We start from the raw sequence: 13,907 nt of genomic DNA on the forward strand, positions 1-13,907 counted from the left end.
GAGGGTGCGCAGCAAAAATTGATTAGCGCCAAAAACGGTGCCTTTTCCGCGTTTATTACCCTACTGCCGACAGCGATAATCCCCAGCTTGAATATAGAGGTCCGCCTCGTGCCGCAACCCGTATTTTTGTCGAGAATCCTGCTGCCGCTGCCATCGGCCTGCACCGCCCGCCCGCAAGGACTGCCCGCATGAGCCAAGACGCCGTCCCGGCTCGCCAGTCCGGTTTTTTCACCCGCTTTCCACAACTGGCCTTCCTGGCTCGTCTGCCCAAGCCGGCGCTGCTGGCGGCAGGCGCCCTGGCGATTGCCTTGCTGGCAGTTGCCCTGCTGTGGTCGCGTGGCCCGGAGTACCGTGTCCTGTTTTCCAATCTGGAAGAACGTGACGGCGGGGCCATCGTGACGGCGCTCACGCAGATGAATGTCCCCTACCGTTTCAATGAAGCGGGCACGGCACTGCTGGTGCCTGCCGAGAAAGTCCACGAAACGCGCCTGTCCCTGGCTGCCCAGGGCTTGCCCAGAGGGGGCTCGGTCGGCTTCGAGTTGCTGGACAACCCCCGTTTCGGCGCCAGCCAGTTCAGCGAACAGGTCAGCTATCAGCGCGGCCTGGAAGGCGAACTGGCACGTTCGATCGAATCGCTTTATGCCGTCGAACGCGCCCGTGTGCATCTGGCGCTGCCGCGTCAATCGCTGTTTGTCCGGGACAGGCAAAAGCCGACCGCTTCGGTGCTGCTAACGCTCTACCCTGGCCGTCAGATCGACCATGCCCAGGTCACTGCCATTACCTGGCTGCTGGCCTCCAGCGTGCCGAATCTCAGCGCGGAAGACATTTCCGTGGTGGATCAGGGCGGCCGCCTGCTGTCCACGCCGCAGGGCGAGGAATTCGGGTTTGATGCCGACCAGCAGCGCCGCGCGCGCCAGATTGAACAGCGCGCGGAAGAACGCATTCTGGCCCTGCTGACCCCCTTGCTGGGCAACGGCAACGTGCATGCACGGGTTTCAGCAGACCTGGACGTGTCGCGCCGCGAGCAGACCTCGGAAACCTATCGTCCGAATCAGGCACCCAACGAGGGCGCCGTCCGCAGCCGGCAAAGCAATCGCCGCGAACAGACCGGGCTGGCGCCTGCCGGCGGGCCGCCGGGGGCACTCAGCAACCAGCCCGCACCGGCAGCCGTCGCCCCGATCAATGCGCCGGCGCAAGACAACGCCGCAACACCGGCAGAGACGGCCAGACCGGCCGCCCCTGCTCAATCCAGCGCCGAAGAAACCGTCAATTACGAGGTGGACCGCACGATCGAGCATGTCCGTACGCCCGCAGGTGAAATCCGGCGCCTGTCGGTCGCTGTCGTACTGAATTACCTGCCCGACGCTCAGGGCGTGCCCCAAGCCTTGAGCCCTGAGGATATGGCCAAGCTTGAGGGCATCGTCCGTGAAGCCGTGGGCTACAACGAAGCGCGTGGCGATACCGTCAGCCTGGCCAACAGCCCCTTCAATGAAACGCTGGTACAGGCTGAAGAAACGCCCTTCTGGCGCGATCCGTTCTACCTGGACCTGGGCCGTTCCATGTTGCAATACCTGTTCTATTTCCTGCTGGCGCTGTTCGCCTGGCGTGCAGTGATCCGCCCGATACTGGCCCAGCGCCAGGCGCCAGCGTCCAATCCGGCCGTGGCCAGCGCCGCGCCCAGCGAAACGCAAATACAGCAGATACAGGAAGCACAGAACGCCGCCCTGCGTGAGCAGCAGTTGCATGCAGAAAAGCAAAGCCATGAAAAAAATCTGGCCGCGGCCCGAGAACTCGCCCAGAAGGATCCGCGCGCCGTGGCCATGATCATCCGCGCCTGGATGGAAGGGAAAAATGGCTGATACCGTGACGCAAGACACCGAACTCAGCGGCCTGCAGAAAAGCGCCATCCTGATGCTGTCGCTGGGTGAAGATTCGGCCGCCGCAGTATTCCGCCACCTGCAAGGCGCGGAAGTGCAGGAACTGGGCGCAGCAATTGCCAACCTGAAGCAGATTTCCCGCCAGGATGTCAACACGACCCTGAGCAGTTTTCGCGAGGATGCCGAGCAGTTCCTGGCTGTCTCCATCGGTTCGGATGACTATATCCGCGCCGTGCTGACCAAGGCGCTGGGCAGCGAACGCGCCGCCGGCATCATCGACGATATTCTGGAAGTCAGCAGCACCAGTAGTGGCATAGACACCCTGAACTGGATGGATGCCTCGGTGGTGGCTGAACTGATCGGCGGCGAACATCCGCAGATCATTGCCACGATTCTGGTGCACCTGAAACGCGACCGTTCGGCTGCCATTCTGAATTTCCTGCCGGCACGGCTGCGTACGGATGTCATGCTGCGCATCGCCACCTTCGGCGGCGTACAGCCGGCTGCGCTGGCAGAGCTGACCACCACGCTCAGCACCATGCTGAGCGGCCAGGGCGCCAAGCGCAGCAATATGGGTGGGGTGCGTACGGCAGCGGAAATCCTCAATATGATGAGTACCAGCGACGAGAAATCCATCGTCGATACGCTGCGCGAGCGCGACAGCGACCTGGCCCAGCGCATCGTCGATGAAATGTTCGTCTTCGAAAACCTGCTGGACATGGATGACCGCAGCGTCCAGACCTTGCTGAAGGAAATCGAAAGCGAAGTCCTGACCATCGCCCTCAAGGGGGCGCCGGAAGATGTGCGCGACAAGTTCCTCAGCAATATGTCGGTGCGCGCCGCGCAAATGCTGCGCGAGGATATCGAGCTGCAAGGCCCGATACGCATGTCGCAAGTCGAAGCTGAGCAGAAGAAGATCCTGGCTGTTGCCAAGCGTCTGGCCGAAGATGGCCTGATCGCGCTGGGCACGCAAGGCAACGATGCCTATGTCTGAGCAAGAACCACCCATTCCCGCCGCCCCGCGTGGGCGGGCCTGGCAGCGCTGGCAGGTCGCCGCCCTGGAAGCGGAGGCCGACACGGGCACCGACCACCCGGCAGCCCGCCCCGCTACCGCCACGACACCGCCACCACCGGAAGAAGTGGACCCACGCGCCTTGATCGCCCAATGGCGCGAACAGGCCGAACGGCAGGGTCATGAGCTGGGTTACGCGCAAGGACTGGAAGCCGGGCGCCGCGACGGCCTGGCCCGCGGCCTGGAGGATGGACGGCAACAAGGACACGCCGAAGCGCTGGCCCGGCAGCTCGCGGAAAACACCGCCTTGCACCAACGCCTGCAAACCCTCGTCGCCCAGGCAGGCACGGCCATGGCCCGGTTGGACCGGGAAGTGGGCGATGCGTTGGTGCTGCTGGCCATGGATATCGCCAGGGATATCGTACGGGCAGAATTGAACCAGCGCCCGGACGCCATCCTGCCCCTGGTACGTGAAGTGCTGGCCCTGCATCCGCAACAGCCCTTGGTGGCGCTGCGTTTGCAGCCCGAGGATTGCGCCCTGGTACAAAGCCAGCTGACGGCCGAACTGGGCGCAACGGCGTGCCAGCTGATTGCCGACCCGGCGCTGCATACAGGCGACTGTCTGGTCGAAACCCGGCTGGGAGCGATAGACGCCACCTTGCGCGCCCGTTGGCAACAGCACGCCGCTGCACTGGGCGTCCAGCATGGCTGGGACGACCGCCAGGCACCTGCCGCCGGCCCGCTGCCTGATCCCGCCGGGCATCCCTTGCACACGACCGGCACCCCGCCGGGCCCCCAACCATGACCTTGCCGCCTGACAGCCCCCCCTGGCGGGACCAGCTGCAGCGCGCGCGGCAGCGCATCCGGCATTGCCCCCCCTGGCAAACGCTGGGGCGCATTACCCGTGCCGTCGGTCTGGTGCTGCAGGCCACCGGCTTGAAACTGCCAGTCGGCGCCGCTGTCACCATCGCGCATGAGCAAGATGCAAATGGCGGGATTGAAGCAGAAGTGGTCGGCTTTGACGGCCAGACCCTGTATCTGATGCCCCTGCAGGATATTGCCGGCATCATGCCGGGCGCGCTGGTGCGGCCGCTGGCCCTGCCCCGCCGCCCGGTCACGGCGCTGCCGCCAGGCGAAGCCGACAGCCCCGGCACCAGCCATGCCGCACGCCAGCTGCCGGTGGGCGATATGCTGCTGGGGCGTGTGCTGGATGGCGCGGGCACGCCGCTGGACGGCAAGGGTTCATTGCAGGATGCCCCGCGCAGCACGCTGACGCATCACTTCATCAACCCGCTGGACCGGGCCCCCATTCATCAGGTGCTGGATGTCGGCATCCGCTGCATCAATGGTTTGCTGACCGTCGGCCGGGGCCAGCGCATGGGCCTGTTCGCCGGCTCCGGCGTCGGCAAGAGCGTGCTGCTGGGCATGATGGCGCGCTATACCCAGGCCGATGTGATTGTCGTCGGCCTGATCGGCGAACGCGGACGCGAAGTGCAGGAATTCATCGAAAGCAATCTTGGCACCAGCGGTCTGGCGCGTTCGGTGGTCATCGCCGCGCCGGCAGACGTCTCCCCGGTGTTGCGGCTGCAGGGCGCCGCCTACGCTACGCGCATCGCAGAGTATTTCCGCGACCAGGGCAAGCATGTCCTGCTGATCATGGATTCGCTGACCCGCTATGCCATGGCGCAACGCGAAATCGCGCTGGCCGTGGGCGAACCGCCGGCCACCAAAGGCTACCCGCCTTCGGTCTTCGCCCGCCTGCCCGCGCTGGTAGAGCGTGCCGGCAACGGCGCCGCGCGGCCCGCTGGCGGCAGCCACGGTTCCATTACCGGTTTCTACACGGTTCTGGCCGAAGGCGATGACCAACAGGATCCGATTGCCGATGCCGCACGCGCCATCCTGGACGGCCATATCGTTCTGTCGCGCCACCTGGCCGAAGCCGGACACTATCCCGCCATCGACATCGAAGCGTCGATTTCCCGTGTCATGACGGCCATCACCAGCCCGGCGCAACAGACCGACGCACGCCGCTTCAAGCAATTGTTCTCGCGTTACCAGCGCAGCCGCGACCTGATCGCCGTCGGCGCCTATGTGCCTGGCCACGATCCGCAGCTTGATGACGCCGTCAACCGTTTCCCCCTGCTGGAGCGCTATCTGCAGCAGGGCTTGAACGAAAACATCCCCTATCCACAGGCAAGCCAGGCACTGGCGGCCTTGTTTGCTCAGGCAGGACGCCATGGCTGAACCAACTCCTTTGGACACCCTGATCGACCTGGCGCGCCAGCGTGTTGACGATGCCCTGCAGGCATTCGGCCAGGCCCAGGCCCGCTACAACCAGGCGCGCCAGCAACTACAGGCGCTGTACGACTATTGCGATGACTACCGGCGCAATCTGCAGCAGGGCATGGGGCAAGGCATGCAAACAGCGACTTACCGCAATTATTCGTCGTTTCTCGACAGTCTGGATCAAGCCATTGCACAGCAAAATTCGCTCTTGCAGTCGCATCAGCAACAACTGACGGAACTGCGCCAGCGCTGGCTGGAGGAAAAGCGCAAGCTGGATGCCTACGCCACGCTGGCTGAGCGTCGCTCACGTGCGGCAGATAGCCTGACGCAACGACGGGAACAACGCGCCATGGATGAGTACTCGGCGCGCCTGGCGCGCCAGCCCCAAGCCTATGCCTCCTGAACCCAGGCTCGCCTGCCACCCCTAACGCCGGTCTCCCATGACGCTTCTTTCTCCTCTGGTACAAGCCAATCAGGCACTGGAAACCACCCGTGACCAGGCCGCCTTGTCTCGGCGCAGCGACACCCTGCGCCAAGACGCGCAAAGTGCCGAAGAAGCCCGCAGCTTTTCCGCGCTATTGGCCCGGCAACGACAGGCGCGTGCCGAGGCCGCCGCCCCCCGCCTGACAGAATCTTCCGGCACGCCACGCTCGGCCCGGCCAGGCAACGCCGAGCCCTCCGTCTCGGAAGGCCCGGCAGATCACCTGCCCGGGCTGGCGCAAGCCCCCGCCGAACCGGCTGCCGGGCCGCTCCCCCTTCCCGCCGAAGACACGCATCCGGCAGCGGATGGTGATACGCTGCGCAGCACCATGCTGTTTCTGGCACAAACGCAACGTGCCGGCGCCCCCCGTCCTGGCACGGCAGCGGTAGCGGACAGGCATGGCGCAACAAGCACCCATGACGCCCTAGCAGAAACTGCAGAAAACACCCTGGCAGATCAGGCGAACCTGCCCCCGGCACCGGCCCTGACTGAAGCCAGCCAATTGGCCGCCGGCACGCGCCTGGGTGTGTCCATCCGAACAACCGGCGCCTTGCGCATGCCCCCTGGCGCCCTGAAGTCCGCCACGCCCGCGGCATCTGCGGCCACATCCGCAGCAACATCCGCCGCCCAGGCCGGTAAAGCAGGTACGGCACGTCCGGACAATCTGGGCACCGATGGCAAACCGGCAACAGCCCAGCCCGCTGCCGCTTTCCTGGCCGAATGGGCCGCCCAATCGACAGGAGCCGATGGCAACGGCGCAGCAGAACCGCTGAGCGCACGCACCGACAGCGGATTTTCCGTGCCGGAGGGCAGCCCGGCTGCGCCGCAAGCCGCCGCCCTGCCAGCGTCGCCGCTGCTGTCCCACATCGCGACGGCCAACGCGGCCGGCCCTCAGCCCCTGCTACCCGGCGGCATGCTATCGCCCAGCCTGGACAGCCCGGCGTGGCAGGCAGCCCTGAACCAGCAATTCATCCGCCTCGGGCAGTTTGCCGCCGGGCAGCAATCCACCGTTCAGCAAATGGACTTGAGCCTTAACCCGGCCGCGCTCGGGCCCTTGCGCATCATGATGACCGTACAGGATGGCATTGCTCATGCCTGGATCAACTCGGCGCACGCGCATGTCCGCCAAAGCATTGAATCGGCACTGCCGCAATTGCAGGAAGCCATGGCCCATGCCGGGCTGACGCTGGCAGACACTCAGGTCGGCGATCACTCAGGCGATGATCAGACGCAAGCCTTCTTCCAGGCGGCGCTGCGCTCGACGCATTCATCACGCGCAGCCGCTCATCTCGCTGCGGACAGCGATGCCGCCCTGCCGGCCCAGAACCCCGCTGCGGCGCGGATACTTCGGCCACACGCGCTGCTGGACACTTTCGCCTGAAGCCATAGCGCCGAATACCTGCCGAAACCCCGCTTTGTTCCAGCGGCAGAATTTCGCCCCCCTCGGGCACAATGGGGAATCATGCGCCCGCAGCTACAGGCGCTCCCGGACTGTCTTCCTCCAGACCCAGGCGTTTTAATCCGTCTTCCCCATGCCCGATCTCGACGCCAGTACGTCTCCTCCGCGCAAAAGCAATCTGCTCCTGAAAATCATCTCGGCCTTGCTGCTGCTGGTGCTGTTCGCCTTCGCAGGCATAGGTGGCGCCTGGTTCTATGTGAACCGCGAACACCCGGTTGCCCCGGCGACACCGGCTGCCGACAGCCCGGATGCCAGCACGGCGGCCCCCAGCGGCAAAGACCCGGACGCCAACGCACCGCTGCCGATTTTCGTGGATCTGACCCCTTTCACCGTGACGCTGTCCGACAACGTCATGGAACGACTGGTGCACATGGCCATTACCATCCGCCTGAGCGACCAGGACTCCAAGGACCGGCTGCTGCGCTACCTGCCGGAAGTGCGTAACCGCGTCCTGATGATCCTGAGCGACCAATCGCCCGAAACCATCGCCAGCACCCGGACGCGAACCCGTCTGGCCCAGGAAATCGCCCACGCGCTGAGCCAGCCGTTCAAGCCTCTGGTCAAAGGCCAGCAGATCATCGACGTTCTCTTTACCGACTTCGTGGTGCAGTAAGGAACCATGGGTTACGAAGCTTTTCTGTCGCAGGACGAAGTCGATGCGCTGGTTGCCGAAGTTTCCGGCGACACCAGCGCACTGGCTCAGGATAGCCAGGCCGATACCGGTGCGGTACGCGCCTACGATCTCGGTTCGCCCGACCGTATCGTGCGCCGGCGCATGCAGACGCTGGAACTCATCAACGAACGCTTCGGACGCAACATCCGCAGCGCATTGCTGCAATTCATGCGGCGCAGCGCCGACGTTTCCGTCAGCAGCCTGCGCATCATGAAATACATAGATTTCGAACGCAACCTGCCGGTGCCCAGCAACCTGAACATGGTTGCCATGCGGCCGCTGCGCGGCACAGCGCTGTTTGTCTTTGACCCCAGCCTGGTATTTCTGGTGGTCGATAGCCTGTTTGGCGGCAGCGGCCGCTACCACACCCGCGTCGAAGGCAGGGAATTCACCTTGACCGAACAGCGCGTCATCCAGCGACTGCTACGCCTGACGCTGGACTGCTATGGCAAATCCTGGGAACCGGTCTATCCCATAGACTTCGACTACATCCGTTCGGAAATGCACACGAAGTTCGCCAGCATCACCGACAGCAATGAAGCCGTCGTGATCAGTGCATTCCGCATCGAGTTCGGCACAGTGGGGGGCACCCTGCACATCTGCCTGCCGTATTCGATGATCGAACCGATACGCGACCTGCTCACCCGCCCCTTGCAAGACGCTTCGCTGGATGCCGCCGACCGCCGCTGGACTTCCCTGCTGGCCCGCGAAGTCCGCCAAGCCGAAGTCACGCTGAGCACCCGCCTGGCCGACATTCCCCTGAAATTGCAGGACTTGTTGAACTTGCGGGTAGGTGACGTGCTGCCGCTGGACATGCCGGAAACCGTTCAGGCCTGCGTGAACAATGTCCCGGTCATGACCTGCGAATATGGCCGGCACAACAACAGCTATGCGCTGCGTGTCAGACAAATGCTCGCGCCGCCCGCCCCTGAATCGAATGAGATGGACGCATTATGACGACTGACTCCTCATCCATGAACAGCCAGAACAATTCCTCCCCGTCGGCTGACGAACTGGCGCAGGCGCTGGGCGGCACACAGGCCGATGGCCTGTCTGCCGCAAGCGACGCCACGGACGGCATGGATCTCTGGGAACAGGCACTGGCCGAGCAGGCTGCCGGTGAAGCGGCCAACACGGCGCGGGCGGCGGCCTCCGCCACGCCTGCAGCACCCGCAGCGCCAGCCGCCGCCACCTCTGCCACGGCCTCCACTGCTGGCGCCACTGCCAGCACCACAGCCACGCCGCGGCGCGTGGAATTCCCGGCCCTCAGCGACACCGCTGGCGTATCGCTCAATGACCTGGCACTGATCAAGGACATTCCGGTACAGCTCACGGTCGAGCTGGGGCGCACGCGCATCACCATCAAAAACCTGCTGGAACTCGGCCAAGGCTCGGTCATCGAACTCGACGGCCTGGCTGGCGAGCCCATGGACATTTTCGTCAATGGTTTTCTGATCGCCCAGGGTGAAGTCGTCGTCGTGGAAGAAAAATACGGCATCCGCCTGACGGACATCATCACCCCATCAGACAGGCTGAACCGCCTGAACAAAACCCGCTGACCATGGAAACCGGCTCGATCCTGCGCGTGATCGCCGCCTTGCTGGGCGTCATCAGCGCCATCCTGCTGGCCGCCTGGCTGGCGCGCCGCAGCGGCTGGCTGGGCCAGCAAACCCGGCGCCACGACTTGCGCATCCAGGCCAGCCTGGCCCTCGGCCCGCGCCACCGACTTGTACTGGTCGCTGTCGAAGGCGAACGCATGCTGATCGGCCTCTCCCCCCAAAACATCCAGCACCTCGCCACGCTGCCGCCTGCCGACGCAACGGCAATGACAACGGCAATGACCGCCGCTCCCCCCGAAGCCACCGGTGCCACAGCCACCGGCGAGCTTCCTGATCCCCCCGACACGCTTACGGGCAAGATACATCCCACGGCTACGGCCGCGGTGGAAACCGGCGCATTCCAGCGCGTACTGAACCAATGGCGCTCGGCCCAGCCCTGACCGCCCTGCCGGACCCTTCATCCCTTTCTCTCATGCCCTCTTTGCTTTGCCTGTCTCGTGCCCGCATGCTGGCGCTCTGTCTGGCCCCGCTGCTCTGGCTGGCCTGGCCCATGCCGGCCGCGCTGGCACAAAGCCTCGCCATGCCTGCGCTAACGGCCTCTCCCGGCGCAGATGGCGGCCAGATCTACTCGCTCAGCCTGCAAACCCTGCTGCTGCTGACGCTCATCGGCCTGCTGCCCGCCATGCTGCTGGCCATGACCGGCTTCACTCGCATCATCATCGTCCTGGGCCTGCTGCGCAACGCCATGGGCACCGGCTCGTCACCGCCCAACCAGGTGTTGATCGGCCTGGCGCTATTCCTGACCCTGTTCACCATGTCGCCGGTCTTTGACCGCATCTACGAAGAGGCCTACACCCCGCTCTCGGCGGGCCAGATATCCTTCGAAACCGCAGTCGAACGCGGCGCCCAGCCCCTGCGCGAATTCATGCTGGCGCAAACCCGCGAAAACGACCTCTCCCTCTTTGCCGGCATGGCGGGACTGCCTGAACTGGAGGGCCCGGAACAAATCCCCATGCGTGTCCTCATCCCGGCATTCATGACCAGTGAGCTGAAAACCGCCTTCCAGATCGGCTTCACCATCTTCATCCCCTTCCTGATCATCGACCTGGTTGTCGCCAGCGTCCTGATGGCGCTGGGCATGATGATGGTGCCGCCCGTCACCATCGCCCTGCCCTTCAAGCTGATGCTATTCGTCCTGGCTGACGGCTGGACACTGCTGCTGGGCTCGCTGGCCCAAAGCTTCAACCCCTGACCCTGCCCCACCTCCCACCGGCGCCTCTGCGCCCCGGCCTTGCCCTGGAGACACCATGACACCCGAAGCGGTAATGACGCTGGCCTATGAAACCATCAAAATCACCCTATCGGTGGCTGGCCCCCTGCTGCTCGTCATCCTGCTGGTCGGCCTGGTCATCAGCATTTTCCAGGCGGCCACGCAGATCAATGAAATGACCCTCTCCTTCATCCCGAAACTGCTGGCCATGTGCGGCACCCTGGTTCTGCTCGGGCCCTTGCTGATCGAACAGCTGGTGGACTACATGCGCCAGCTGTTCAGCGCCATCCCGCAATTCGCCCAATAGGCCGGATCCGGCACGGCCATGATCGCCTTCTCGCTGGAGCAGCTCTACGGCTGGATCCACACCTTCATCCTGCCCTTCTGCCGCATCGGCGCGCTCATGCTCACCGCGCCCGTCCTGGGCGACGCTGCCATCCCCAAAAAAATCAAACTGGCGCTGGCCTTGGCGCTCACCCTGGCGCTGGCGCCCGGCGCCGGCCCCCTTCCCGAACTGGCGCCCGGCTCCTGGGGCAGCCTGGCCATCATGGCGCGGCAAATACTCATAGGCCTCGCCATGGGGCTCTGCATACGCATCGTCTTTGCTGCCGTCCACACGGCCGGCGAACTCGTCGGCCTGCAGATGGGCCTCTCCTTCGCCACATTCTTCGACCCTGGCGGTGGCGCCAGCACCACCGTGCTATCGCGCCTCTTCAACGCCATCACCGTCCTGCTATTCCTGGCACTGGATGGCCACCTGATGGTGATCGCCGGCCTGCAGCGCTCCTTTGAAACCCTGCCGCTGGCTGCTGCGCCGCTGGACATCAACGGCTGGGGAATCCTGCTCGAATGGAGCAACGCCATCATCGTCTCCGGCCTGCTCATGGCCTTGCCCTTGATCACCGCCCTGCTCACCATCAACCTGGCCTTGGGCATCCTCAACCGCACGGCGCCGCAAATGTCCGTCTTCGCCGTCGGCTTCCCCGTCTCGCTCATCGCCGGCCTGCTGGCCTTGCTCGCAGTCCTGCCCAACAGTAGCGGCTTTCTCGGCCAACTCATCGAAAACGGCCTGGAACACATGTTGAGGATGGTACAAGGGCTAGCCGGCGCTTAAACACACCCTGCCCCCACCAAGCCCCCCTCATCAAGCCAACCTCCTTCATCAGGCCGCCCCGAACTGCGCCCACCGTTCACACAGCAACCCGTAGCATTGAACCTGCAAGCCTGGCTGCCAGCGCCGAGGCCTGTCTGGGGCAGCAGGCAGTGGAGCGTGCCGTGCTAGGTGGTGTCAGCGGGGAGGCAAGGGCGCACATGTTTGAGCGAGACGCTTGCGGACAGTCCGGGGGACTGTCCGCCTCGCGAGTTGTGCGCCCGCCCCGCTGGCGCCGCCTGGCACGGGGAGTTCCGGCGCAGCCGGAACCACGCGATCTGCCTGCTGCCCCAGACAGGCCTCGGCGCGACTTAGCACCTCACCCTGCCGCCGATGCTCCAAGGCAATCAACGCTATTCCGCAGACACAGACTGGCAGGCAGCTCCGGCGCAGCCGAAACCACGCAACCGGCCTGCCGCCTCAGACAGGCCTAGGCGCAACTTAGCACCTCACCCTTATGCCGGTGCTCCAAGAAAATCAACGCTGCCCCGCCGGCGCCAACCGGAACACATGCTGCGCCACCCGCAAACCATCCACCCGCTCCATCAACGTCTGCATCGCCTCGGCCAAACTCTCCACCAGCGCCGAATTCTGCTGCGTCTGCCCGTCGATCTGATTCATCGCCAGACTCACCTGCTCCACACCGATATGCTGCTCATTGGACGCCAGGGAAATCTCGCTCATCGTCTGATCCACCCTCTCGATGGCGGCCATCACCTGCTCCACCATAGACCCTGCCGCCTTCACCTTGCCCGCGCCGGCATCCACCCGCCCGGTGGACTCCTGGATCAAATCCCGCACCTCGCGGGCGGCGTCCGCGCTCTTCTGTGCCAAAGAACGCACCTCCCCGGCCACCACCGCGAACCCCTTGCCCGCCTCCCCGGCCCTGGCGGCCTCCACGGCCGCATTCAGCGCAAGAATATTGGTCTGGAAAGCGATCCCGTCGATCAAACGGATAATCTCCGAAATCTTGGTCGAACCCGCCTCGATCTCCTTCATCGTCGCCGCCACATCGCTCACACTGGTACCGGCCTGGCCGGCCAGCTGACGGCAATCATGCGTCCACTGCGACACCTGCTTCACATTATCGACGTTATGCTTCACCGTCGCGCTCAACTCATCCACACTGGTTGCCGTCATCTCCAGCGAAGCTGCGGACTCCTCTGTACGATGCTGCAAATCCTTATTGGCGGAACGAATCGTCTCCAGCACCGTCACCACCCCACGGGTATTGCTGCGCATATCCAGCGCCACGCTCGTCATCCCGCAACGCGTCATCTCCAGGGCAAAAGCCAAACGCCCCACCGGATCATCATCGTGATACTGCAGCGCCGTCCCCAAATCCCCTGCGGCCAGACGGAACGCCCGATCCACCACATCCTCGATCGCCCGGCCCGTCTTGACCGTCACCCGCCAGCCATACAGAAAAATCAGCAACGACGCCAACAACGCACCGCCCAACAACCACTCCGTCCCGAACTCGGCCCCCTCCGCCGAACGCAAATGCCACACGGAAGTCAAGGCTGCCAGCAACACCATCATTGACGAAAAAAAGGCGAAACGCAGCATACTCGGCGCCAGCCAAGGCTTGCCCAGCTTGCGCAAGCCGCCCGCCAGACCGCGCCACCCCGTCGCCACAATCCGGCCACGCGCCAAACGCGCCGCCACCCGCTGACCGGCGCGCCAGCGTGCGTAATACTGCCTGGCACGAGCCACATGCTGCTCGCTGGGCTTCACGCGCACAGAAGAAAAAGCCACCACCTTGCCGGCTTCGCGCACCGGCGTCACATTGGCCAGCACCCAATAAAAACCGCCATCCTTGCGCCGGTTCTTCACCACACCCAGCCAGGAATTGCCGCTCTCCAGCGTCTGCCACAAATCCGCGAAAGCCTCTGGCGGCATATCCGGATGACGGACAATATTGTGCGGCTGCCCCATCAACTCATCGCGGGTAAAACCGCTCGCAATCACAAACGCCTCATTGGCGTAAGTAATACGGCCTTCCAGATCCGTACGCGAAATCAGATAATCCGACTCGCTCAGATGGTACTCATGGTCATTGACCGGTTGATTGTTTCGCATGCGGTCTCTCGCAATTCGTGGCTGGCATCATGCTGGCGCGGCCGGCTTCCCTATGGAA

The 13,907-nt window shown here is 64.2% G+C and carries 14 protein-coding genes; 13 read left to right on the top strand and 1 reads right to left on the bottom strand.

Annotated elements, in window-relative coordinates; genetic code table 11:
• Positions 1-188: 188 nt before the first annotated feature.
• The 13 genes from fliF (at position 189) to fliR (ending at position 11,731) form a co-directional block, all read left to right on the top strand.
• Complete coding sequence (fliF, locus tag ACNA1V_RS12575; protein ID WP_415833955.1) at positions 189-1,859, top strand: flagellar basal-body MS-ring/collar protein FliF; 1,671 nt, start codon at positions 189-191, stop codon at positions 1,857-1,859.
• Complete coding sequence (fliG, locus tag ACNA1V_RS12580) at positions 1,852-2,871, top strand: flagellar motor switch protein FliG (RefSeq protein WP_415833956.1); 1,020 nt, start codon at positions 1,852-1,854, stop codon at positions 2,869-2,871. The genes fliF and fliG overlap by 8 nt, the downstream gene beginning before the upstream one ends.
• Positions 2,864-3,694, top strand: a complete 831-nt coding sequence (locus tag ACNA1V_RS12585) for a flagellar assembly protein FliH (RefSeq protein WP_415833957.1) — start codon at positions 2,864-2,866, stop codon at positions 3,692-3,694. The genes fliG and ACNA1V_RS12585 overlap by 8 nt, the downstream gene beginning before the upstream one ends.
• Positions 3,691-5,133 (top strand): flagellar protein export ATPase FliI, encoded by a 1,443-nt coding sequence (gene fliI / locus ACNA1V_RS12590; RefSeq protein ID WP_415833958.1) that lies wholly within the window; start codon positions 3,691-3,693, stop codon positions 5,131-5,133. The genes ACNA1V_RS12585 and fliI overlap by 4 nt, the downstream gene beginning before the upstream one ends.
• Positions 5,126-5,578 carry a flagellar export protein FliJ gene (fliJ, locus tag ACNA1V_RS12595; protein WP_415833959.1) on the top strand — a complete coding sequence of 151 codons (453 nt, stop codon included), beginning with the start codon at positions 5,126-5,128 and terminating at the stop codon, positions 5,576-5,578. The genes fliI and fliJ overlap by 8 nt, the downstream gene beginning before the upstream one ends.
• 37 nt (positions 5,579-5,615) lie before the next feature.
• On the top strand, positions 5,616-7,037 hold the full coding sequence (locus ACNA1V_RS12600) for a flagellar hook-length control protein FliK (RefSeq protein WP_415833960.1): 1,422 nt from the start codon (positions 5,616-5,618) through the stop codon (positions 7,035-7,037).
• Positions 7,038-7,188: 151 nt separating this feature from the next.
• Complete coding sequence (locus tag ACNA1V_RS12605; protein ID WP_415833961.1) at positions 7,189-7,728, top strand: flagellar basal body-associated FliL family protein; 540 nt, start codon at positions 7,189-7,191, stop codon at positions 7,726-7,728.
• A 6-nt stretch (positions 7,729-7,734) separates the two neighbouring features.
• Positions 7,735-8,745 carry a flagellar motor switch protein FliM gene (gene fliM / locus ACNA1V_RS12610; protein ID WP_415833962.1) on the top strand — a complete coding sequence of 337 codons (1,011 nt, stop codon included), beginning with the start codon at positions 7,735-7,737 and terminating at the stop codon, positions 8,743-8,745.
• Positions 8,742-9,347, top strand: coding sequence for a flagellar motor switch protein FliN (fliN, locus tag ACNA1V_RS12615; protein WP_415833963.1), 606 nt, complete (start codon positions 8,742-8,744; stop codon positions 9,345-9,347). Before fliM ends, fliN begins: the two co-directional genes overlap by 4 nt.
• 2 nt (positions 9,348-9,349) lie before the next feature.
• On the top strand, positions 9,350-9,787 hold the full coding sequence (fliO, locus tag ACNA1V_RS12620; RefSeq protein ID WP_415833964.1) for a flagellar biosynthetic protein FliO: 438 nt from the start codon (positions 9,350-9,352) through the stop codon (positions 9,785-9,787).
• A gap of 65 nt (positions 9,788-9,852) precedes the next feature.
• Positions 9,853-10,599 (top strand): flagellar type III secretion system pore protein FliP, encoded by a 747-nt coding sequence (fliP, locus tag ACNA1V_RS12625; RefSeq protein WP_415834002.1) that lies wholly within the window; start codon positions 9,853-9,855, stop codon positions 10,597-10,599.
• Positions 10,600-10,654: 55 nt separating this feature from the next.
• On the top strand, positions 10,655-10,924 hold the full coding sequence (fliQ, locus tag ACNA1V_RS12630) for a flagellar biosynthesis protein FliQ (RefSeq protein ID WP_415833965.1): 270 nt from the start codon (positions 10,655-10,657) through the stop codon (positions 10,922-10,924).
• A gap of 18 nt (positions 10,925-10,942) precedes the next feature.
• Positions 10,943-11,731 carry a flagellar biosynthetic protein FliR gene (fliR, locus tag ACNA1V_RS12635; RefSeq protein WP_415833966.1) on the top strand — a complete coding sequence of 263 codons (789 nt, stop codon included), beginning with the start codon at positions 10,943-10,945 and terminating at the stop codon, positions 11,729-11,731.
• 513 nt (positions 11,732-12,244) lie between these two features.
• On the opposite strand, the gene ACNA1V_RS12640 is transcribed toward fliR, so the two are convergent.
• Positions 12,245-13,849, bottom strand: coding sequence for a methyl-accepting chemotaxis protein (locus ACNA1V_RS12640; RefSeq protein ID WP_415833967.1), 1,605 nt, complete (start codon positions 13,847-13,849; stop codon positions 12,245-12,247).
• Positions 13,850-13,907 lie beyond the last annotated feature (58 nt).

Origin of the sequence: Kerstersia similis, assembly GCF_965139615.1 — a bacterium.
GTDB lineage: Bacteria > Pseudomonadota > Gammaproteobacteria > Burkholderiales > Burkholderiaceae_B > Kerstersia > Kerstersia similis.

Coding starts and splice junctions, on each gene's coding strand:
- ACNA1V_RS12605 (WP_415833961.1), top strand. CDS start 7,189: ATGCCCGATCTCGACGCCAGTACGTCTCCTCCGCGCAAAAGCAATCTG.
- fliF (WP_415833955.1), top strand. CDS start 189: ATGAGCCAAGACGCCGTCCCGGCTCGCCAGTCCGGTTTTTTCACCCGC.
- ACNA1V_RS12600 (WP_415833960.1), top strand. CDS start 5,616: ATGACGCTTCTTTCTCCTCTGGTACAAGCCAATCAGGCACTGGAAACC.
- fliJ (WP_415833959.1), top strand. CDS start 5,126: ATGGCTGAACCAACTCCTTTGGACACCCTGATCGACCTGGCGCGCCAG.
- fliQ (WP_415833965.1), top strand. CDS start 10,655: ATGACACCCGAAGCGGTAATGACGCTGGCCTATGAAACCATCAAAATC.
- fliP (WP_415834002.1), top strand. CDS start 9,853: ATGCTGGCGCTCTGTCTGGCCCCGCTGCTCTGGCTGGCCTGGCCCATG.
- fliM (WP_415833962.1), top strand. CDS start 7,735: ATGGGTTACGAAGCTTTTCTGTCGCAGGACGAAGTCGATGCGCTGGTT.
- fliN (WP_415833963.1), top strand. CDS start 8,742: ATGACGACTGACTCCTCATCCATGAACAGCCAGAACAATTCCTCCCCG.
- fliG (WP_415833956.1), top strand. CDS start 1,852: ATGGCTGATACCGTGACGCAAGACACCGAACTCAGCGGCCTGCAGAAA.
- ACNA1V_RS12640 (WP_415833967.1), bottom strand. CDS start 13,849: ATGCGAAACAATCAACCGGTCAATGACCATGAGTACCATCTGAGCGAG.
- fliO (WP_415833964.1), top strand. CDS start 9,350: ATGGAAACCGGCTCGATCCTGCGCGTGATCGCCGCCTTGCTGGGCGTC.
- fliR (WP_415833966.1), top strand. CDS start 10,943: ATGATCGCCTTCTCGCTGGAGCAGCTCTACGGCTGGATCCACACCTTC.
- fliI (WP_415833958.1), top strand. CDS start 3,691: ATGACCTTGCCGCCTGACAGCCCCCCCTGGCGGGACCAGCTGCAGCGC.
- ACNA1V_RS12585 (WP_415833957.1), top strand. CDS start 2,864: ATGTCTGAGCAAGAACCACCCATTCCCGCCGCCCCGCGTGGGCGGGCC.